This window comes from Planococcus chinensis (genome assembly GCF_020071995.1).
GTDB classification, from domain to species: domain Bacteria; phylum Bacillota; class Bacilli; order Bacillales_A; family Planococcaceae; genus Planococcus; species Planococcus chinensis_A.
Genome location: NZ_JABWTK010000016.1, coordinates 39494 through 60015 on the forward strand (window position 1 = coordinate 39494; position 20522 = coordinate 60015).

The window sequence follows — 20522 nt, forward strand, 5'->3', positions numbered from 1 at the left end:
TCCTTTTTTTGTGGCTTATAATTGATGCAATTAAAACTGATTGATCTCTTCCATGATTGTTTTCAACGTATCAATCGATTTAAAAGGATCGCCTTTATATTCCATGCTGTGGTCCACATTGGGGAAGAGCCGGGAAACCAGATTCGGGTTTTCCATCAACAAATTATATCGTTCCTCAGAATAGCAATAATCGTTGTCGCCTATAAAAGACAAGCCTTTGTTGGTACTCCGGACTATTGTATTCAATACATCATCCCGGTGGATTAAAGGCGTCAGCCAAACCACTTTAGCATCTTTAAAAGCAGCTCTTTCCAGTTCGGTGCACAATGCAATTGTTCCAAGTGATTTGCCGATTAAATAAAATTCTTTATAAGCCCCATCTTTCAGCACTTCATCAATAACGGTCTTCACATCCAGTTTGATCGCCGTACTCAGTTCGTCCATATCAAAATTGTCATAATCCGAATCGTTGTATCGGTAGTTGACGTTCAGAACATCCCATCCTTTTTTCAGCATGATTTCTTCTGTGTAGTGGAACAAGGGTCTTTGTGTCGTATACCCGGCGCCGGGTAAGAATATAGCCAGTTTATTTGATTGTTCTTCATGCGTGATAAGTGAATAAGGTATATCTAAATCCTTATAACCTGTAATTGTTTCTTTTTGCATATTCATTAAATGTACCTCCTTTTTCCAATTAGGTTTAAATAAGAAGAGACTCCATAAAGCTTTGGAGGTCGGCAGTCTAGATGTTCAAATAATACATTTTGTCGAAGTAAATTATGATGCCTAAAAGGACAATGATGGCGCCGCCAAATCTCATCAGTCCGGCCGAGTATTTCAAGATGAATTTCGTCTTTCCGATAATGAACGCCATGATGATAAACGGCACACAGAAGTCGAGCGAATAGGCGGTTACCACTGCAATCGTATGAGCAGGATTGACTAAGCTTCCATACGTGATGATGGCACCGAAGATCGGTCCGATGCAAGGCGTCCATCCGGCCGAAAAGATGAAGCCGACCACAAACGAATTCAAGTAAGTGGCGGATTTCTTTTGGTAATTGAGCCGTTTTTCACGGAACATAAATTCAGGTTTGATAATGCCCATTAAGAACAAGCCCATGAAAACCAGGAAAATGCCGCCAAGCATTTGGATCAAGGTTTGGTTCGTCCGGAATAAGCCGCCAATTGTGCTTAACGAAAAACCAAGTATGTAGTAGATGACGGAGAAGCCTAACGAAAAGAAAATCGAGTGAACTAAGATTTTCTTCCTGAAAGAAGCCTGCTTGTTTTCCTTTAGCTCGTTTACGGAGACACCGGTTATGTACGAAATAAAAGAAGGATATAAAGGCAAACAACAGGGAGAGACAAATGCCAAAAATCCTCCAGCCAATGCAATGAATATTGTAATGTTTTCCAAGTTCAACACCTCAACAATATTCTAGCACAATAACATAACTTTTATTTCCATATTTCCCATTAAATATTACAATTAAGAGGACAACCATTTTGAATGAAAAAATGTGGATCTGCCATTATTTCTGACCAAGGAGGAGTAAAATGATTTCAAAAGAACAACCCGCTTATTTGTCTACTGGAGAATTATCCAAGCTATTGAACGTTTCCGTTCGGACCATCCGCTATTACGATCAGATTGGTTTAGTGGAACCTTCCAAAAAAGAGGCAGGCGGAAAACGGCTTTATTCCAAAGAAGATATCCTGAATCTGCAAAAAATTCTCTTGCTTAAATCGTTGAACCTGTCCCTGGAAGACAGCCGGCAAATCCTTGCAGAGCAGTCGATGGCGGCGGTGTTGCTGGCACATAAGGCAATTCTAAAAGAAGAAATCGAAAGGTTCCATGCCTCGTTGAAGCACACACAGTCGCTGCTAAATATTCTGGACCTGCAGGAGAGCCTGCACTGGGAGGATTTGGTTGCACTGGTCGCGGGTGCTGAAAAAGAAAAAGAGTGGAGCCGTTATTTTTCCAAGGAGCAGCAAACCACTTTGAAAAGCCAGCTGCCAAAACTGGAGAGTGATGACGCCGCAACGAAAAAATGGATCAATTTGATCAAGCGGATTGAGCTGTGCCTGGAGAAAGGGATTTCTCCCCATTCACCTGAAGGGCTGCTCATTTCAGAAGACGCAGAACTGTTATCCGATGAAACATTTGGCAGCCCGGAACTTGAGGAAGCATTTTGGGAAGTCCGGAAATCATCAGAAGCTTCCGAGGAACTCGGACTGTATCCGATCGAACCGGCTGTCATAGATTTTTTGGAAAGCGCAAGCAGAAAAGAAACATTCTAAAAAGGAACCAGTCGATTATTGGGACTCTAAGCAGCTTAAGCCATTGCTGTAAGGGTTACGGCGATGCCATTAAAAACTCCATGGATAATAATGCTTGGGATGACAGAGCCCGTTTTTTGGTAGACCCAGGCGAAAACAAGGCCGGATACGAAATTGACCGGCAAAGTGTTATAGGTCGGGATGTGGACAATTGTGAAAATAACGGAACTGAGCAGCATGCCCGATAAAATGCCGCAGCGGCTTTGGAAGAACCGGTAAAGAAACCCGCGGTAAAAAATCTCTTCGTATACCGGTGAAATGATGGCTGCGGAAACAAATGCGATGATGAAATGGAGAACGCTCATGTCCGTTTGGAGGCTTTCGGTCTTGCTGTTGTCGGAACCAATCCCTATAAAAGACATGACGACCATCAATCCAACACTGACTAAGACTAAGATAAATGTCCAACCGGCGATGAGCTTCCAGTATCCCGGCGAAAAGGAACGGACTCCGACAGCTGCCCAAGTCTGTTTTCTGGGTTTTAAGACGATAAAGAAAAGTGCAGCCATAAAAATAAGGGACATGATTAAGCCGATGGATGTGCCGGCATAAAGTTCATTTTGGAAAAAATCTCGCAGTCCATTAAATAACTTGTATTCAATAAGAAATGGAACAATCACCAATACCAGGAACAGCAAACCCAATAGATCCCGCCAATTCCAATCTGTGTTTTTCTCATATGTTTCAGTTGCCAATCTAATCCCTCCAACTTAGTTTGTTATTTATAGCCTAATTGGTGACGTAAGGTCACCTGCAAGTATTTTATTTAAAAATCAGAGAGGAATAAGAAAAAACAATAGTAAATTGACTTACAGAAGGTTCGGTGGTAATCTTATTTTAATTAAAGACAATAAAACTCTTTAATATCTTTTTTAAAACAGCCAAGTGAACGAATAACGCCGTTTTTACAAAATGGCAAAGAGGAGGAAATGAATGATGGCACACGAACACAATCACACTCATGGACAGCACCACCACAAAGGGAAAATATCTTATTTAGATAGCCCGAAAAGAAGAGCGGAATTGCCGCCGGAAAAACTATTGAACTTAATTCCGATAAAACAGAATGCCGCTATATTGGATTTTGGGGCTGGCACTGGTTATTTCTCCATTCCAGCAGCTAAACTCATAGAGGGGCCAGTATATTCATTAGATCTGGATGACAGCATGCTCGAAATGATTCGTTCAAAGGCGTTGAAGGAAAATCTTTCAAACGTCATAACGGTTCAAGGGCTTCATGATGAAATCCCATTGCCGGACAAAACAATCGATGTTGTTATCGCTTCATTGGTCCTGCATGAAATCCAGCCTTTACTGCCAACTTTGATGCAATTGAAGGATGTGCTGAAAGAAGATGGCTACTTGGTTTGTGTGGAACTGGAACTTAAAGGCGGCTCAAATCGAAATGCTCCAAGGATTAATTTGGCCGGAATGGAACAGGCGCTAACGGATGCCGGACTTCGGATTACGGAGAAACACTTTCCGTCGGACTCTTTGTATATCCTGATTGCACAAAAAGCTTAAAAATTTTTGTTTGTATTAAGGACTTAAAGTGTCTGTAAAGGGTTTGATTAAAAGGAAGTTGGCCAAAAAGAGCTGAAGAAGTTGTATGCAGTTTAAAAATAAATTGACATGCAACCATATGGTTGCGTATAATGAAGATATGAAAAACGACGACGCAATATTCAAAGCTCTCAGTGACTCGACCCGGCGGCTGATCCTGGACGAAATGGTGGAACGCAATGAACTGACTTTGTACGAATTGACGATCCGCCTCATTTCAAAACACAAACTCGATATATCACGGCAAGCCATTGCAAAGCATCTGGCTCTATTGGACGAGGCCGGCTTAGTGAAATCTGAAAGGAAGGGGAAGTACCGGATACTCCGGTATAATAGTGAACCTTTGAAGGATTTGCTGGACAGGTGGATCGACTGAACGATAAGCAGGCATTGATGGAACATTGCATCGATGGAGCGGCATTGTTTGCAAGGTTCAACATGGAATTGTAAAAGGAGGAAGCCCCAATGAACATCATCGTCACAAGTTTGTTTGTAGAAGATCAGGACAAAGCCTTGAAATTTTATACCGAAACACTCGGCTTTGAAAAAAAGCACGACATTCCAATGGGGAAATTCAGATGGATTGCATTGGTCTCACCTGAAAAGCCGGAAGGTACGGAGCTCTTGCTTGAACCGAATGACCATCCGGCATCCCGGGAATACCAGCAGAAAATCTTTGCTGAAGGCATCCCCGCCACCATGTTTGGTGTTTCAGATATTCATGCTGAACATAAGCGCTTAGTGGATGCAGGGGTTAAGTTTTCAATCGAACCGACTGAAATGGACACGGTCACGATTGCGGTCTTTGACGACACATGCGGCAATTTCATTCAAATTGCGCAGCCAAAGTGAAAGTATAAATATATGAGAAAAAGGATTCCGGGAGGAGTCCTTTTTTCTTTGAAAATATATAGGGGAACGAATTATAGATTTAGCCATCAAAGGACCGTTTTTAAGCGATGGAAAATAGTTAAGAAATTTTATGGATGAAACTGCAACGAAATATAAAGAAATTGCTTGCTGAAAAACCAGCTTCCTATTACGAAACATTTTTGGGGTTAAGTCACTTAAAGGAGCGTTATAAGTTTTTAGAAGAAAACGGATTTATTACTTACGGAGCAGTTGTGACGGGCCCGGTAAAAGAATTGTTGAAATTGAGAGACGTAGAGGGAGTACAAGGAGAACAGCTTGGAGAAGTGGAACTTTGGAATTGGGAAAATCAATAAGTTTAGCAGAATGAATAAAGAAAATAGAGAAATCATTAATTAAAAAAAGACCTAAACACTGGATGCAAGAGAAGTTTTACGCCCATGTTTAAGTCTTTTTTGATGGAATTAATTTGCCTGTTCTGATTGCTGACTCAGCTTTGAAATGCTGAAACTTAAATAGAACGGACTCGTTTTCGTCTTTTCACGATCATAAAGACAATAATTAGTACGATCGGCACCAACAGCAGATTGGCATACTGGCTAAAAATTTCACCGGCTTGGGTCCACTGCGGCCCAAGTTTGAATCCCAGATAAACATATACGGTTGTGATTGGAAGCATCGCAATGTATGTATAAAAGATGAATTTCCAAACATTCATTTTTGCCATGCCGCATGGAATGGAGACAGCTGTACGGACGCCCGGCAAAAAGCGGCCGAAGAAAGCGACACCGCCGCCGTATTTTTCGAAAAAGCGGTCGGACTTGTTAATATGTTCTTCAGTAACCAAGAAGTATTTGCCGTATTTTAACACCATCGGCCGTCCGCCGTATCTTCCAAGGGCATAAAGTGTTAACGGTCCAAGAACGCCTCCGATGGAACCGGCTAAAATAGCGCCGTACAAAATCAAATCGCCTTGATACACCCAATAACCTGCTAAAGGCAAGACCAGCTCCGCCGGCATGAATTCAAATGTCAAAGCAAGCATGATCCCGAAGTAGGAAAGCCCCTTAAACACTTCCATTAATTGTAGGATGATGGTTTCCAAATATAATTGCCTCCCTTTATTTTTTGATTCAAATTATATGCGTATTGCTAATTCAAATAATAGTCTACAAAGTACGAAGTATACCATGAAATTTTCTTGCGGAACAGGAAAAATTTGTGGGGAGGTAAAGGAAAATATGTGAAACAGCAAAAAGGAGAAAGCGCTTTGTGCACTTTCTCCTTTTTGTATAAGTTTCGTTATCAGGAATTGCCGCCGCTGTTGCTGTTTTCTCCGCCTTTGCGGCCGGCTTCTTCTTTGCTCATCTTGTTGTCGTTTGAATTGTTGCCGCCAGAGTTATTGCCACCAGAGTTATTGCCTCCGCTGTTACTGTTCTGGCCGCCTTGGGAACCGATTTCTTCATAGAATTCCTTGCCGTGGCTTTCCGATGTTGCTTCTCCGCCTAAACGTCCAGCTTCTTCACGACTCATTTTGTTGTCATCGTTTTGGTTTGCCATGTTCAATTCCTCCTAGAATGGTATTTTTGTTACACCAATCTATAGCCAGGAAAAATTCCAATTAAACTCATTTTTAGGCGATGTTACCATTTTGTAATATTTTCCACCTTCTATCAAGGAAAAACACTTGTCAGAAAAAACAAGTGGAATCCTCCGGCAAGCATTACCAGTTGGCAGTCAATGTAATTAATCTCGGGCTGATGTTTTACTGCTTTATTTGGCAGCTTATGTGTTCAATAATTTGCAAAGCTGCAGAAAGGCGTTCTGCAAAATGTTCTGGAGGTTCTACGGATTCTATGCAGACACTAATGATATGCGGATTTACACGCTGCCCTTGCCGGTAGTGAACAGGAAAAGGAATGCTATGCCCGCTCAAAGCCGAAAAGAATGCCGCATACTCTTCAGGAAGCAAAAAAATTTCGGCTTTATTAAAAGCAGTGCCATCCTTTGATACACTTTCGAACGAAATGTCATGATCAAGCATACAAGTGAAAGAGTGATTCTCCACTAGTATTTCTATAATTCTTTTTTTGACGACATTACATTTCCCGGCTTGTTCAATAACGTCGGCTTCTAGAATGTGAGCCACTTTTTCCTTGGCAGGTGCCTGATCCATTTCGGCTTTTTGCATATTGGTTCATCCCTTTCTGTTCGGTTTGTTGGACTTAGACATTTCAGCATATGATTGAGTTCTTGTCATAAAAAATATCCGTTGCTCAGGAGTATTGACGGTCCCAGCATTTCGCCAGAAAATCTTTTGTTGCTGGTGTTGCGCATAATGCGAGAGGTTCATGGAGTTGCTGTACTTTCTCAACCATGTCACGCCCAATACCCTCATTTCGGTAAGAGGGGTTAACACAAGCGTGATGGACGCTGAAAGTATGCTCCTTTAACTCAATTCCAATAACTCCGATGAAATCGTCTTCCTCTTTCCATAAATACAATTGCCAATTCGGGTCTTCCTCATAGCGGTGCATTGATTTTTGGAGGACATTCAGGTTCTGTTCGCCGGGCGTAAAAGATAACAGGCCCATGGCAATTTTTTCATAAGACTTTTTGTACTTGGAAAGTGCCAATGGAATTTCCTCCTTTATTCAAAACTTCTGTTAATCATTTAAACCAGGAAAGAGAAGGCAAGAAATATCCAGTGAATAATTTTTGCTTTCAGTTATTGCAGTGATTTCAAAAATACCTTCAATAGCTGCAAAAAGTAAAAACGCCGAAAAAAGTCTGCACTTTTTTCGGCGTTATTTCCAGCTCTATTGTCTGGTATACTCGACCATACTCTTATGTTCACAGCAGGTTTGCTGTACGTTGTAATAGTATCCGGATTCACAGGGTCAAAAAAATATGTGAATAGCATTTAAATGATTTTATGGTTCAATCATACTGAGGAAGTTATACAATGTCAAATGAACCAAGCCAAAATCAAGGGTTTTGAATTCATCAAATCCATTGATCTACTTATATTTTCTCATCTGTACACGTTAGCAAACTCAAAATTTTCTTTTTTCGAAGTTTATGGCCAGCGTTCTCAATTCCTTAAAGAACGGATGGGGTGGAAAAAGTTTATTGCTCCTTTACATCGGGGCTTAAGAGCAACACGAGATAACCGACATCCTGATCAAAATTCCAATCCATGAAAATCTCGATTACTTTTCTCTGCAACGTTTCTTCCAAGCCCGCTTCGTACAACATCGAGCGTTCAAGGGGGCGTTTGACCAGTTTCAAAATCTCGCCGTAACCTTCAGCGATCAAGGCCCTTTCAATGCCGACCATAATTTCAGTTTGTTTCACCAATAAAGTGCGATTGCTTAGCCAAATGCTTTCAATTGATCCAGGTTTTCGTTCGACTGCTTCCTTGACTTGTTCGATTTTTTTATGGAAAGTTTTCCGGTTCAATTCAGTTGGCCATTGGAGTGTTGCAGCAGTTGCTTTTTCGTCCATTACGCCAATTATTAACCCGCTTTGCATCGGGAGGTTCCAATCCGCATACAATTCTGCAAAGTCCAGACCTGCTAATTTCAGCAACTCAGTCTGGATTTGAGGTTTCAGTTCATTCATCAACAAATCTCTCGTCTCCAGTACACGCTTCCATTCGTTTTGCTTTAACAGAATCGCTTCCATTGGACTGAGAAATCCTCTGAAGTGGATGGCAATATAGGGGCGTCTTATTGTGACATACACTGAGGTTGGGCCTTTGCCGAAATGTTTTCGCAATAAATTGGACATATACCCCGATACTTCCGATGAGGTGTTTTTTTCTCCAGGCATAGCCAAAAGCTCCTTCCCGGCGAGTGACAGCCGGCATGTTAAGTAATCTGTGCCAGTATTTTTGAGCTTTAACTTTCCTTTTTATCTAAAAAAAGAACCATATAACTTACGTCTTGCTGAAAGTCCCAGTCTACAAATAAATCTTGGACTGAACTTTTCAGGATGGATTCTAGATTAAACAGTTCAATAATCCGGTATTCCATAGGCCGCTTTGCCAAACGCAGTTCTTCGGTGATGCCATTTTTGATCAGCTGTTTTTCAATATCTACAAGGACACCAAACCGTTCAACGAGAAGAATCTGATCGCTTAGCCAGTACAGATTCGTCTGGTCCGGTTTTTTTTGAGTTCGTATGCTGTTCAAAAGAATAATTTCCTCCAGCGTTTCCTGGTCAACATCTGCTGGCTTATGGAAGTCATTTGCCGTGCTCCCATTTTCCAGAGGAATCATCAATAAGCCGTTTCGTTTAGACAAATTCCAGTCGGCGTATAAATTGGCCGGCTGTTGGCCGCTGTAATCCTGCAATCCTTTCAAAAAATCATCTTTAACCGAATGAATCAGTATATCACGGGTTTCCAGAACAGTGTCCCATTTCCCGTTTTTCAGGAAAATTTCTTCAGCAGGCAATAGAAAGCCGGTTAAGTAAATAAGAAGAAAAGGGGGCTGGAAGGTGACCATCACGTGATCCGGTTTCTCACCGAAATGCTCTTCTAAAAAATTTTCAGTGTACGCAGAAATAAGAGTCGGTATATTTTGCTTTTCTGTCACTTGAAACACTCCTTTAAATTCGTCTTAAAAATAGGGAGGTGAAATATGTGGCATGCCGGACTTAAGAACGATAAAAAAAGACGCCAAAAAGAATAGTCATTCTCTTTGGCGTTCTTACCAGCTCTATTGTCCGGAATACTCTGCTCAATTGGTGTATTGCCAATCGGAACTGCTTTGGATTGGCGCATTCATACAGCGATTTGTGTAATTTATTCTGAATTATTATACCTACACCATACATCTATTCTTATATGAAGTAAAGGATAGAAAGGCTTAAGCGGTTTTTGTAATGTAGAGGAAGTTGAATGATGCTTCGTCTAAAGAGATAGCAGACCAGGTTCTCATTAATAGGAAGCTTTTCCTTTCGTGCAACTACCGACTTAAAGGATTTGAAGCTTCCGCAGCGCGTATTCAATTCCATTATCTGACGCTTTTTTGGTGATGAAATCGGCGGAAGCTTTCAAGCGTTCACCGCCGTTACCCATCGCAATTCCAAGGCCAACTATTTCCAGCATATCTATGTCATTGTCACCATCGGCGAAAGCAATAGCCTGGGATGAATCGAAACCAAAGTGAGACAAGACACTTTTGATGGCTGCCGATTTGGATACTTCCCGGTGCAAGACATTTACGATATAAGGATGCCATCTTCTGAATGAAAGGTCGGGGAAGCGAAATCTATACTTCTTCACCATTTCTTCATCGGCAAATAAACAAAGCAGAAAGACTTCCTCTTGATGGATCAATGGATGAACCGAAGGATAATCTTCTAGCGATAATGTTTCTTTTAAAGCCGACAATATTTTTGGACCTCTCACATCCGTCATGTGCAGTCCTTCGGTGTAAAACGACAGCGCATGTTTTTCCGTCTGCGCAAATTCGATGACTTCTTGCAAAATGCCGGAGTCGAGCGGCACTTTATGGAGTATGTCATTTTGATGCTTTACATATCCTCCATTCGAGGTAATAAAGCAATCAATTCCGAGATCCCGAATCTCATCGCACATCGACAACGGCCTGCCTGTCGCTGCCACGAGTTGGATTCCCTTCCGCTTTAGTTCTGCAACTGTGTTTTTGGTGCTGCCGGAAATGCGTCCATCCCGATCATCCTTCAATGTGCCATCTACATCAAAAAAGGCAATTTTGTATTTCATATGCTCTCCGATCTTTACATCCTGTTTTTACTATCTAGAACGGTAAAACTATAACCATCAAAAATAAAATAATTGATAGCTTGATTAATGAAACAAACATAATTTCCTAATAATTCCATTGAAACACAAGGTTTTTCGAATTATAAGACTATTACTTAACAGAAATTTTCTTTAGCATAAGGGTAGATGAGGAGGGGGCATAATGAAAGTTTACTCGTTCAGCAAAGAGGCAGGTCGGCGCATAACCAAATTTGATTCGAATTTCACCCTGGCCCGCATAGCGAAAGCCGACAGCGAGGCACATATCGGATTTATGTTTTTAGAGCCTGGCGAAACAATTGGTTTTCATCAAGCAACGGTCTCTCAACTTTTTATCGTTACAGAAGGAGAGGGCAGCGTTAAAACTGGAGATCAAGAGCCGCTGAAGCTAAAAGCGGGGCAAGCGATCTTATGGAAAACCGGAGAGTGGCACGGAGCTTCGACTGAACAAGGAATGACAGCTCTTGTCATTGAGTCGGAAAGCTTGATGCCTTTGGATTTAGCCACGATTAATTAGACGGCAATACGGAGTGGTCAATTCTGCTTTTGTCGATGAAGAGAAGGGAGAAGGCTTATGAAATCGAAAACACCGCTTGTTATTAGCATTGCCAGCGTTTCAGGAGGAGGCAAGACATTTAGCGTTTTGCACCTGTTGAAACAATTGCCGAAATCGAAAGCCCTTTTCTTTGATGATTACATATTTGATGGCCCGCAGGACGTACTTGCTTGGGTCGATGAAGGGGCAAATTACGCCCAATGGCAATTGGACCCGCTTGTACAGGATCTCAAAAAACTGCTTAATGAACCGCTGGAGTATATTTTGATGGATTATCCATTTGCTTATCAGCATCCGCAGTTGGCTGGGTACATCGATTTTGCTTTCTTTATCGATACACCTTTGGATATCGCCTTGGCCCGGCGAATGCAGCGGGATTTCATGGACAGCTCGACGATTGAAATCATGCTGCAAATGCAGCATTATGCCAAAGAAGGCAGAAGAACGTATCTGGAGATGCTTCAAACGGTACTGCCTGATTCCGATAGGGTGGTTAACGGAACCAAGTCTCTGGATGAAATTTCTAGTGAAATTGCAGCCGCTTTGAGTGGAATAAGAAAAAGAGCTGATTCATGAGCTTTCATGTCTAGTGGCTTCTTGAATGCGCTATAGTTCTTCGATTTTGTTTTATATAGCATAGGCACTGCTGGTTAAATTTGTTAATATTAAAATAACCATATTTTGTCTGTCGAATACTCAGTTAAAGGAAGGCGATTCACTTGCAGGAAAAGAAGCCATTTAATGATGCAGTTGAACATATGCAGAATATCGAAGGTACTCCAAGTTCGATTGAGATGAAGAAACTTCCAAAGGGATTGCGTTATTTCGGTTATTTTATGGCTGGATTTTTTTGTTTGTCTTTGCTGTTCATCTTGATCGGCATAGCCCTTCAATAGTTAGAAAAGAATGGATATACCCGAAGTTACTGACGAGTAAAACGGATGTCTTCTAGGAATGCCGTTGCAGACGATTACAATAAAAAGCCGATCATTAGTGGAGGAGTTAGCTAGATGAACAAACGCATAAAAGCTGCATTTAACGTATCCGCTTTGACTTTTCTAATCTCTGTCGTTTTGTGTTATGTGTTTTTAGGAAAGGCCAATTGGTATATGACGGGAGGTCTGGCAGGCGGTCTTTTTCTCGGGAATTTCATCTACTCACCAACACTTGATGGCAACGATCCTGCTGAATGATCAAACATTAAAAAATCGAGGTCAGCCAGTGTGTTATCAGCAAATTTAAAGAGCTGCTTCATGACTCACTATTAAATTGCCGGATTAGATGAAAAGTTCGCATGGCGTTGAAGTTCATTTTACATAAGCCCAGTAGGAAAGGAGCAAGAAGCAATGGAATTTGTTAATTGGTTTGATGTAGCATTTACAGTGATTTTTTTCACGGCCATCATTTTCATTATTTCTCTCGTGAAAAATAAATTGACGAGGTGATTGAACTGATTAAATCAGCTTCAAAAAGAATCGCATGGGGGTTAGGAGTGGCTTCTGCGTTGGCTGCTATCGGACTGGCCCTATACGTTTTTAACAATCCGGCGCTGAATCATGCCCAATGGTTATTGCAATTATCTATACTTTTGGTTCTGGCTTCTATTATTCTCAATCTGGTGCATTCTCAATTGAAAAAAGCCTAATCGGAATGAAAGAATCAAAAACTGCACAAAATACATAGGAAACAATGATAAAAAGGAGAAAGATAGAATGAAGGACGGACTTTATTTAAAAGTGGTTTTAAGCGGGATCTTGATTTGTTTAATTATTATTGTATCCAATGTGGTGACAGAAGCGGAGGAAACCTATACGGAAGTTCCTGTCAGTATGGAAAACCCCGAAGATCGCATTATCCAACTCGCACCCAATAAAATTGGAATCGTCGACGAAGGTACGATGAGCGGCTGGAAACAACTGGTGATTTTTGAATACAACGAGGAAAGCGGCGAATACGACGTGAACTCGGCGATTCCTTACGAAGAAATGTTTACTCATCCGGAATTCAACGATATTCCTTTGAAAAGGGACACATACGGCAATTGATGAAGATTTACCTTTAAAATAAAACGCAGGCGTGCCGACTTAGGCATGCCCTTTTTAATTCCCGCAGCTTTTTGGCTTTATTCTATACGAGTTCTTGAACATATAAGCATTTGCTGATATGTTTTAAAAGAGAAAAAATTACTGAGCAGCTCATCATTTAATGAATTTCAGATATGATTACATGACAAGCAATCGGATGAAAAAGGGGTTTTACACAATGACGAAAAAAACATTATATTTCCTATGCACGGGCAATTCATGCCGCAGCCAGATGGCAGAAGGCTGGGGAAAAGAAATTCTTGGGAATGAGTGGCAAGTATTAAGCGCGGGCATCGAAGCGCACGGTTTGAATCCGAAAGCCGTCAAAGCGATGGACGAAGTGGGAATCGACATTTCCGAACATACATCGGATATCATCGACACAACCATCCTAAACAATGCCGACTTTGTCGTGACACTTTGCGGCGACGCCGCAGACAAATGCCCGATGACACCGCCTCATGTAAAACGCGACCACTGGGGTTTTACGGATCCGGCAAAAGCCCAAGGAACGGAAGAAGAGAAATGGACCGTCTTCCAGAATGTCCGCGATGAAATCGGTGAACGCATCCGCCAGTTTGCCGAGACCGGCAAGTAAATAGGGTAATTCGTTTAGGAGCGGTTTAGGGGTGTAGAGCAGCAATGGCTCTGTTTATGGAAAGTGAAAATCGGCTATATGCATTTGAAGAAGCAACGTTATAAAGTATGTGATAAGAGAAAAAAACGCGTCTTGGTGAATCCACTAAATCAAGAAAGGCGGAAGTGAAATGAACAAAACCTATCAGGAATTGGTGAAAGGCCGCATTTTCGTTGGCGGCGCAGCAGATGCTCAAAAAGCATTTGATACAGAACAGATCGATGTGGTCATTGACTTGCGTTCAGAAGCGGCAGAAGGAGACTATGGGTATAACCGGATCCACAGCCCAATCATGAATGAATCCGATGAACAGCAGGATGAATCGGTCAAAAAAGCCATCGATCAAGTCGTGGATGCTTATAATGAAGGCAAAAAAATATACTTCCATTGTGCAGGCGGCAGCAACCGGGCAGGGACTGTTGTCATCGGCAGTTTGTTGGCTTTGGGGGAAGCCGACAGCATCCAGGAAGCGGAAGCCCGGGCAAAGTCCGTGCGCCCGATCATCAGTGTAAACCCCCAGTTGAAGGAATCGCTTCAGCGCTTGTTTCCGGATGCCTAGCAGGAGCATGAAACATGGACAAATGATAATCAAAACTTTCCGCTAAACTCGTTCGAGCCCATCGTTGGGCTCTTTTTTTATTTCTGCAGCCATGCAATACAGGCTGGCTATTGGCTGTGTTAGCCATTAGTAGAAGAGAAGCGGTTGAATAGTTTGAATTTGAGAGAAATAAGTCTTATGATGACAGTATATTCAGATGCACAGCGTCCAAAGATTGAAGCACCAATTCCAAATGGAGGAGGCATCATTTTATGACGAAAATTGGCATCATTACAGGAAGCACGCGGCCAGCGCGGAAAAGCCTGCAAGTCGCGGAGTGGGTAAAAGGCATTGCGGACAAACGGGGAGACGCCGACTATGAAATTGTCGACTTGGCGGAGTTCAACTTGCCGATGTATGCAGAACCGGTTTCAGCAGCGGCCAGCCAGGATTATCAGACACCGGAAGCGATTCCCTGGTCAAAGAAAATAGCGGAATTGGACGGCTATGTTTTTATCTGCCCGGAATACAACCGGGGCGTGACTTCGGCTTTAAAAAATGCCATTGATTATCTCTATATTGAATGGAACAACAAGGCGGCCGGCATTGTCAGCTATGGCTCAGCTGGCGGCGTCCGGGCGGCAGAGGCTTTGCGGATCATCATGGCAGAATTGCAGGTTGCAACTGTACGGGCGCATCCATCGATGTCTATATTTACAGATTTCGAAAAGACGGGCACGTTCAAGCCGGCACCTTTCCATGAAAAGTCGGTCAATATCATGCTGGATCAAGTCAACGCCTGGACAAATGCCTTGCAACCGCTTCGCAGCAAGTAGATGAAAAGCCAAAGGCAACCGGATTTTCCGGTTGTTTTTTTGATGGAAAAAATTAAATACATCGAAGAACAATCCAAGGTGTTGACAGCTTGAAAAAGGCATGATATATTTATCTCATATTAAAGATAAATTAATTCGAGATAAAAAGGTCAAAAGCTTTGAATGCTTTATTCTCACTTCAAAAGTTATGACCGCACAAATTCACTAGTCCAGCATGCTTAAATTTTTTTAACCTATTATCTCGAATTCGAGATAATAGAGGCGGATTTAATGAAGTCAGCTAGGAGCAGCAACAACGATTTTTATCTCAAATTTATTTGGCACACAACAAGCAATTAAACTAGAGGAGGAAACAACAATGACAAAATTAAACATCGGCATCATTTTAGGATCAACACGTGAAGGGCGCTTAAGCCCGCAAGTAGGCAACTGGGTAAAAGAATTGGCAGACAAACGCGGCGACGCCAATTACACCATCATCGACATCGCAGATTACAAACTGCCATTGCTTGGCGAAGCTGGCACAGACGCATCCGGCGCAGCGGCATGGTCCGAAGCGATTGCGTCCCAGGACGGCTTTGTTTTCATCGCACAAGAATATAACCATTCCATCACAGCTTCTTTGAAGAACGCACTCGATTACCTTCGCGCAGAATGGAATGACAAAGCGGCGGGCATCGTATCTTACGGTTCAGTCGGCGGCGCGCGTGCTGCGGAACACTTGCGCGGAATTCTTGGGGAATTGTCCGTAGCAGATGTCCGGGTTCACCCGGCCTTGTCGCTGTTTACCGATTTCGAAAACGGCGCCGTACTTAAAGCGGCTCCGGTTCAGGAAGCTTCCGTTAACCAAATGCTGGACCAAGTCATTCCTTGGGCAACTGCACTTAAATCGGTTCGACTTAAAACCGTAAACGCATAACTTCGTCTTCACAAAAGAACCTGAAATGTGCATTGAGCGCATTTCAGATCAATATTATGAAAAACGTCTTTGATTTACGGGGAATGCAATTAAGCTATTACAAAACATGAGTGCAAAGGGGGATAAAAGATGAAAAAAACAGCGGGAATTCACCACATTACAGCTATCGTCGGACATCCTCAGGAAAATGTCGACTTTTATGCCGGTGTGCTGGGGTTGCGGATGGTCAAGCAAACCGTCAATTTTGATGACCCGGGCACTTATCATCTGTACTTCGGGAACGATGGCGGAAAACCGGGCACGATCATTACGTTCTTCCCGTGGGTGAATGCCTATCAAGGAAAAGTTGGAGCTGGACAAGTCGGCGTGACTTCTTATGTGATTCCGCCAGGCGCCATGCCGTTCTGGGAAGAACGCCTGGGACGGCTGGGCATCTCTTTTGCGAAAGAGGAGCGTTTTGGCGAAATGAACCTAATGTTTGAAGATCCGCATGGCCTTCAGCTAGAACTCGTGGAACGGGAAGCGGGCGAAGTGAACAACTACAAATCCGGCAGCATTACACCGGAAGTGGCGATTAAAGGCTTCGGCGGGGCAACTTTGCTTTCTGCACGTCCGGAACAAACCGGCAAAACCCTGTTGGACGTTTTAGGGCTTGAAAAGGTCGGAGAAGAAGGTGATTTGACGCGCTACCGCGCTTACGGCGACATCGGGAACATCATCGACGTCAAACGGACGCCGCTTGGCCGCGGCCAAATGGGTGTCGGAACGGTGCACCATATCGCCTGGCGAGCACAAGATGACCAGGATCATCTTGACTGGCAGGAACATGTCCGGAACCAGGGATACGGCGTGACAGAAGTAAAAGACCGCAATTACTTTAACGCGATTTACTTCCGGGAGCACGGAGAAATCCTTTTTGAAATCGCCACAGACCCTCCAGGATTTGCGCATGATGAAGCACTGGAAACGATGGGTAGAAAATTGATGCTGCCGGAGCAGTACGAGCCGCTCCGTGCACAATTGACTGATTCACTCATTCCGTTTGAAATTCATGAAATGGAATAATAGAAGAACTAACTGATTAAAAAAGATTGAAAACTACATGCTTGCTCAGTGAAAGGGGCCTAAGAAAATGATTACATGTTTGAACCGAATTAATGAATTAGCTGCTTTGCAGAAAACGAAAGGGTTGACGAAAGCTGAGCAGCAGGAGCAAAAACAGCTTCGGAAGGAATACTTGGCTGCGATTCGGGGACAAGTCATTTCCACGGTAGAGACCATCAAGGTAATTGGATAAGACTTCGTTTCAATTAGTTAAAACGAACCGGTAATAATCAATCAACTATTAATAGGGCAGGGAAAAGTGCAAACTTTTCCCTGCTTTTTTGCTATATAAGGATGGAGATAAAAGTGAGTAAAGGAAAAATTGATTTGCTTTATGGAAGGTATAAGCCTATATTAATTAATAGAAGTATATCCAATTATTAACAAATTAATTTTGATAATAATTTTACTGATTTCACTGCGAAAAAATTATAAACCCAGAGGATGAACTATATGAAATGGAAAGCATGCCTATTGGCAAGTACATTGCTGCTGGCTTCTTGTAGCAATGATGCTATGCAAGAGCCTCAAGTGATAGAAGAAAAGGAAACCTTGGCCTTCAATCTTGGAAATTCGGAAAAAATGGACGGAATCTTGGAATACGATGTGATTAATATTGCCGCAACTGAGCAGATTTCGCCTCCGAATCCCGCTTCGATTACGACGGTGATGGAAGTGGAAAATTCCGAATCCCGGTTTCTGGATGTCACTGTACATATGAAAAACTTGTATTCTGCCGAGAAAACGTCAGGAGAGCTAATGAAATTGTCCTATGAAATTGGCGGGCAAGAATACCAAACGTTTCAGAAAAAAGAAGTTGATAACGCCAGCATGTTGAAAGACGGGGAATTCAGTTCACTTGAGCCTTTGACTTCGGCAGTAATCCACTATATTGCAGAAGTGCCAAAGTTTGATTCAAAGGAAACAATTGAAATTATAGCTGAGATTGATGGCAAAACCTATACTTCTACTACAAGTTTGGAAGAGAATAATGCAAATAAAGAATTTATCTCTATTGGGGAAACAATTGAAATGGAGCAATATGCGAATTTAACGTTGGAGAATATGTATTATACCGACAAGGTTGCTTCACCGAATCCTGGTACGTTGTCCTCTTATTACGAACCAGAAAATCAATCAAATACATATTTGGTTTTGGAAATGAAGGTTAAAAATTTAAAAGCGACAGAACTTCAGGCGGATTCTATTTTTGCTTCTAAAGTGATTTATGACCAATACTATGAATTTGGTGGATTTTCGACGCTGTTGGCAGCAGACGGATCAGACTTGCATCCTGCCAGCATTATGACAATTCCATCGTTGAACGAAAATACCTTGTTGTACTTATTAGAAGTGCCAAAAGAATTAAAAGAAACGAAAGGAATTGTTTCGGTTTGGTTTGCGAATAATTATTATCATATCGCAGCGGACGATCGAATTTCGACTAAACAAGCCAACTCAAACAACGGGCTCGATTCATCAGATAAGACAACAAATAAAGAAAATGTTTCTGCACCTGATACAGAAGTGTCTCAAAGCGATGCTGCCCAAAGTGATACTATCCGAAAAGGGTCTACCAACATGACCGAACAGGAAACGCTGGATTTAATCAGCCACAACGAAGGCATTGATTTTTCAACGCATAGCTACGAAATGTCTTTTGACGAGAACAATTATTTAATTATTGAAGTAGGGCAAGGAGAAATGGCAGTCGCCACGTATAAAATTGACGGTGATGGAGTTTTATTGCAGTTTGATCCTGCTATGGGAGTTTACTTGCCCGCGGAACAAGTCACTAATGGCGGCTCGTAAGCTTCAACTGGCTTCTAAACACGGCGAATAAAACAATAATGAAAAAGCCTATTTTCTCATGTTGTCATCGAGAAAATAGGCTTTTCCTGTGGATAAGTAAAGGTGCCAATAAACCTTACCAGTCTAACAATTTCAATGCTTCGATAAAAGAGAAATACTTACTGAATTATAAAAAAATTCAAAGGGTTTAACGGGTAGTCTTTATTCTTTCACAACTGTATATTCTGAACTAACAGTTTCCGCTGCAGGAAAAATCGTTTAGTGCATTCACTAATTAGGTGATACCTGCAAAATCTTTCTTTGCTGTACAGGAACTGTGGCAGTAACAATCGATCCAAGAAGGAGGAGTTGTGAAAGTGAAAAAAAGAGGAATAACAATTGCCATACTCGTCGTGCTTTTTCTCATAGCGGCTGGCTTCGCCGGTGTTAAATCAGCGTACGAAACGAAACCGGTGCCAAAAGAGGAACGCCACAAAATTTCCGAAATCATTCCTGCGAAAGCCAAATGGGAAAAAGTCGTGAAAGGCGACGGCGGATTCATGGAAGGCATCAACTTTGACCGCAAAGGGAACATCTGGATGGTGAGCCCGATGTCTGGGGAACTGCTGACGGTAAAAGGAGACAAGGTCCGGCAAGTCAGAAAGTATCCGGGGCCAGTGGGAGCGAATTACGGGCGTGATCCACGCATACGACCCGAAAACCGGAAAAAGCGAAACGGCTGTCAGCACGTATAAAGGGAAAGCCTTGAACGGCTTGAACGATTTGGTGTTTGACGCAGACGGCGGCTTGTACTTTACGGAACCGATGGGATCGAGCGCCACGAATCCGGTTGGCCGGGTCTTTTACTTGCCGGCCGGCAGCAAAGACCCCATCCTGTTCGCTGACAAAATCGCTTATCCGAACGGGGTCGCGATTTCCGCTGATGGCAGCCGCGTCTATATATCCGAATTCGGCAAAAACCGGATGCTCGCAGTGCCTGCCAAAAATGCACCGCCTTCGCCTGAAACACCATATGTATTCGGCCAATATGAAGGCGGCATCGGACCGGATGGCTTAGCGGTAGATAAGGAAGGAAATCTTTACGTTGCCCACTTCCAGGCAGGTCAGATTGTGGTCCAGGACAAAGACGGATTCAAATACGGCACCATCCGTCTGCCTGAAAGTGCCGGAACGTTTACGACGAATCTGGCATTCCATGATGGTTATCTGTATATAACAGAATCCTCGAAAAACGAAGTATGGCGCATCAAAGTGAAAAAAGCAGGATTAGTGCCGTACGGCTTGCAGTAAATTGAGCCATAAACACGAAAGGGAAACAAAGCTCGATGCTTTGTTTCCCTTCAGCTTGTTGAGAAACTAAGGTTTTGACCATCAAGCTCTTTGTTTTTGAATGAAAAATCAATTGAACATCGAGTTTTTAGACCCTCCTGTTAAGCAGGAGGGTCATTTTTTTGATATTCTGCGCT

General features: G+C 42.5%; 30 protein-coding genes. 20 read left to right on the top strand and 10 right to left on the bottom strand.

The annotated features are described in order from the left end of the window. Window positions 1-30: 30 nt before the first annotated feature. Together HU147_RS17915 and HU147_RS17920 are read right to left on the bottom strand one after the other, a co-directional pair. Window positions 31-672, bottom strand: coding sequence for an alpha/beta hydrolase (locus HU147_RS17915; protein ID WP_224077463.1), 642 nt, complete (start codon window positions 670-672; stop codon window positions 31-33). Between the two features lie 70 nt (window positions 673-742). After that, window positions 743-1429: a cytochrome c biogenesis CcdA family protein gene (locus HU147_RS17920; RefSeq protein ID WP_317985528.1), complete on the bottom strand. Its 687-nt coding sequence runs from the start codon at window positions 1427-1429 to the stop codon at window positions 743-745. Window positions 1430-1560: 131 nt separating this feature from the next. Between HU147_RS17920 and HU147_RS17925 the strand changes: the two genes are divergently transcribed. Continuing rightward, the gene (locus tag HU147_RS17925) at window positions 1561-2304 is read left to right on the top strand and encodes a MerR family transcriptional regulator (protein WP_224077465.1); all 744 of its coding nucleotides are present in this window, start codon (window positions 1561-1563) and stop codon (window positions 2302-2304) included. A 35-nt stretch (window positions 2305-2339) separates the two neighbouring features. Here HU147_RS17925 and HU147_RS17930 read toward each other — a convergent pair whose 3' ends face one another. Continuing rightward, complete coding sequence (locus HU147_RS17930) at window positions 2340-3038, bottom strand: CPBP family intramembrane glutamic endopeptidase (protein WP_224077466.1); 699 nt, start codon at window positions 3036-3038, stop codon at window positions 2340-2342. Between the two features lie 238 nt (window positions 3039-3276). Between HU147_RS17930 and HU147_RS17935 the strand changes: the two genes are divergently transcribed. From HU147_RS17935 to HU147_RS17950, 4 genes are all read left to right on the top strand, one after another. Continuing rightward, a complete protein-coding gene (locus HU147_RS17935) occupies window positions 3277-3867 on the top strand; it encodes a class I SAM-dependent methyltransferase (RefSeq protein WP_224077467.1) in 591 nt (196 codons plus the stop codon). Window positions 3868-4006: 139 nt separating this feature from the next. Then, window positions 4007-4282: an ArsR/SmtB family transcription factor gene (locus tag HU147_RS17940; RefSeq protein WP_224077493.1), complete on the top strand. Its 276-nt coding sequence runs from the start codon at window positions 4007-4009 to the stop codon at window positions 4280-4282. Between the two features lie 89 nt (window positions 4283-4371). Continuing rightward, on the top strand, window positions 4372-4758 hold the full coding sequence (locus HU147_RS17945) for a VOC family protein (protein ID WP_224077468.1): 387 nt from the start codon (window positions 4372-4374) through the stop codon (window positions 4756-4758). Window positions 4759-4892: 134 nt separating this feature from the next. Next, window positions 4893-5132, top strand: coding sequence for an anti sigma factor C-terminal domain-containing protein (locus HU147_RS17950; protein WP_224077469.1), 240 nt, complete (start codon window positions 4893-4895; stop codon window positions 5130-5132). 155 nt (window positions 5133-5287) lie between these two features. Here HU147_RS17950 and HU147_RS17955 read toward each other — a convergent pair whose 3' ends face one another. The 7 genes from HU147_RS17955 to HU147_RS17985 all read right to left on the bottom strand — a co-directional run bounded on the left by HU147_RS17955 (window position 5288) and on the right by HU147_RS17985 (window position 10531). Continuing rightward, window positions 5288-5881: a DedA family protein gene (locus HU147_RS17955; protein WP_224077470.1), complete on the bottom strand. Its 594-nt coding sequence runs from the start codon at window positions 5879-5881 to the stop codon at window positions 5288-5290. 200 nt (window positions 5882-6081) lie between these two features. After that, window positions 6082-6336 (bottom strand): KGG domain-containing protein, encoded by a 255-nt coding sequence (locus tag HU147_RS17960; RefSeq protein WP_224077471.1) that lies wholly within the window; start codon window positions 6334-6336, stop codon window positions 6082-6084. Between the two features lie 205 nt (window positions 6337-6541). Next, window positions 6542-6967, bottom strand: a complete 426-nt coding sequence (locus tag HU147_RS17965; protein ID WP_224077472.1) for a DUF1259 domain-containing protein — start codon at window positions 6965-6967, stop codon at window positions 6542-6544. Between the two features lie 85 nt (window positions 6968-7052). After that, window positions 7053-7412 carry a GNAT family N-acetyltransferase gene (locus HU147_RS17970; RefSeq protein ID WP_224077473.1) on the bottom strand — a complete coding sequence of 120 codons (360 nt, stop codon included), beginning with the start codon at window positions 7410-7412 and terminating at the stop codon, window positions 7053-7055. Between the two features lie 493 nt (window positions 7413-7905). Beyond that, window positions 7906-8610, bottom strand: a complete 705-nt coding sequence (locus HU147_RS17975) for a DUF2294 domain-containing protein (protein WP_224077474.1) — start codon at window positions 8608-8610, stop codon at window positions 7906-7908. 68 nt (window positions 8611-8678) lie between these two features. Next, window positions 8679-9377, bottom strand: coding sequence for a Na-translocating system protein MpsC family protein (locus HU147_RS19540; RefSeq protein ID WP_224077475.1), 699 nt, complete (start codon window positions 9375-9377; stop codon window positions 8679-8681). Window positions 9378-9757: 380 nt separating this feature from the next. After that, window positions 9758-10531: a Cof-type HAD-IIB family hydrolase gene (locus HU147_RS17985; protein WP_224077476.1), complete on the bottom strand. Its 774-nt coding sequence runs from the start codon at window positions 10529-10531 to the stop codon at window positions 9758-9760. A gap of 202 nt (window positions 10532-10733) precedes the next feature. Here HU147_RS17985 and HU147_RS17990 point away from each other — a divergent pair, with 202 nt between their 5' ends. The 15 genes from HU147_RS17990 to HU147_RS18060 all read left to right on the top strand — a co-directional run bounded on the left by HU147_RS17990 (window position 10734) and on the right by HU147_RS18060 (window position 20346). Then, window positions 10734-11087: a cupin domain-containing protein gene (locus HU147_RS17990; protein ID WP_224077477.1), complete on the top strand. Its 354-nt coding sequence runs from the start codon at window positions 10734-10736 to the stop codon at window positions 11085-11087. A 57-nt stretch (window positions 11088-11144) separates the two neighbouring features. Beyond that, complete coding sequence (locus HU147_RS17995) at window positions 11145-11702, top strand: hypothetical protein (protein WP_224077478.1); 558 nt, start codon at window positions 11145-11147, stop codon at window positions 11700-11702. 182 nt (window positions 11703-11884) lie between these two features. Continuing rightward, window positions 11885-12022 (top strand): hypothetical protein, encoded by a 138-nt coding sequence (locus HU147_RS18000; protein WP_224077479.1) that lies wholly within the window; start codon window positions 11885-11887, stop codon window positions 12020-12022. Between the two features lie 114 nt (window positions 12023-12136). Then, window positions 12137-12319 (top strand): hypothetical protein, encoded by a 183-nt coding sequence (locus HU147_RS18005; protein WP_224077480.1) that lies wholly within the window; start codon window positions 12137-12139, stop codon window positions 12317-12319. A 248-nt stretch (window positions 12320-12567) separates the two neighbouring features. Beyond that, window positions 12568-12771 (top strand): hypothetical protein, encoded by a 204-nt coding sequence (locus tag HU147_RS18010; protein WP_224077481.1) that lies wholly within the window; start codon window positions 12568-12570, stop codon window positions 12769-12771. Between the two features lie 67 nt (window positions 12772-12838). Further along, window positions 12839-13171: a hypothetical protein gene (locus tag HU147_RS18015; RefSeq protein ID WP_224077482.1), complete on the top strand. Its 333-nt coding sequence runs from the start codon at window positions 12839-12841 to the stop codon at window positions 13169-13171. A 217-nt stretch (window positions 13172-13388) separates the two neighbouring features. Next, the gene (arsC, locus tag HU147_RS18020) at window positions 13389-13808 is read left to right on the top strand and encodes an arsenate reductase (thioredoxin) (protein ID WP_224077483.1); all 420 of its coding nucleotides are present in this window, start codon (window positions 13389-13391) and stop codon (window positions 13806-13808) included. Window positions 13809-13977: 169 nt separating this feature from the next. Beyond that, window positions 13978-14406, top strand: coding sequence for a protein-tyrosine phosphatase family protein (locus HU147_RS18025; protein ID WP_224077484.1), 429 nt, complete (start codon window positions 13978-13980; stop codon window positions 14404-14406). A gap of 251 nt (window positions 14407-14657) precedes the next feature. Then, on the top strand, window positions 14658-15221 hold the full coding sequence (locus HU147_RS18030) for an NADPH-dependent FMN reductase (RefSeq protein WP_224077485.1): 564 nt from the start codon (window positions 14658-14660) through the stop codon (window positions 15219-15221). 358 nt (window positions 15222-15579) lie between these two features. Further along, window positions 15580-16140, top strand: a complete 561-nt coding sequence (locus tag HU147_RS18035; RefSeq protein WP_224077486.1) for an NADPH-dependent FMN reductase — start codon at window positions 15580-15582, stop codon at window positions 16138-16140. 129 nt (window positions 16141-16269) lie between these two features. Further along, on the top strand, window positions 16270-17205 hold the full coding sequence (locus tag HU147_RS18040; RefSeq protein ID WP_224077487.1) for a ring-cleaving dioxygenase: 936 nt from the start codon (window positions 16270-16272) through the stop codon (window positions 17203-17205). 67 nt (window positions 17206-17272) lie between these two features. Beyond that, complete coding sequence (locus HU147_RS18045; protein ID WP_224077488.1) at window positions 17273-17437, top strand: DUF896 domain-containing protein; 165 nt, start codon at window positions 17273-17275, stop codon at window positions 17435-17437. 260 nt (window positions 17438-17697) lie between these two features. Next, window positions 17698-19056: a hypothetical protein gene (locus tag HU147_RS18050; protein WP_224077489.1), complete on the top strand. Its 1359-nt coding sequence runs from the start codon at window positions 17698-17700 to the stop codon at window positions 19054-19056. Window positions 19057-19412: 356 nt separating this feature from the next. Then, window positions 19413-19790 (top strand): hypothetical protein, encoded by a 378-nt coding sequence (locus HU147_RS18055; RefSeq protein WP_224077490.1) that lies wholly within the window; start codon window positions 19413-19415, stop codon window positions 19788-19790. Beyond that, window positions 19732-20346, top strand: coding sequence for an SMP-30/gluconolactonase/LRE family protein (locus HU147_RS18060; protein ID WP_224077491.1), 615 nt, complete (start codon window positions 19732-19734; stop codon window positions 20344-20346). Before HU147_RS18055 ends, HU147_RS18060 begins: the two co-directional genes overlap by 59 nt. Window positions 20347-20522: the final 176 nt, after the last annotated feature.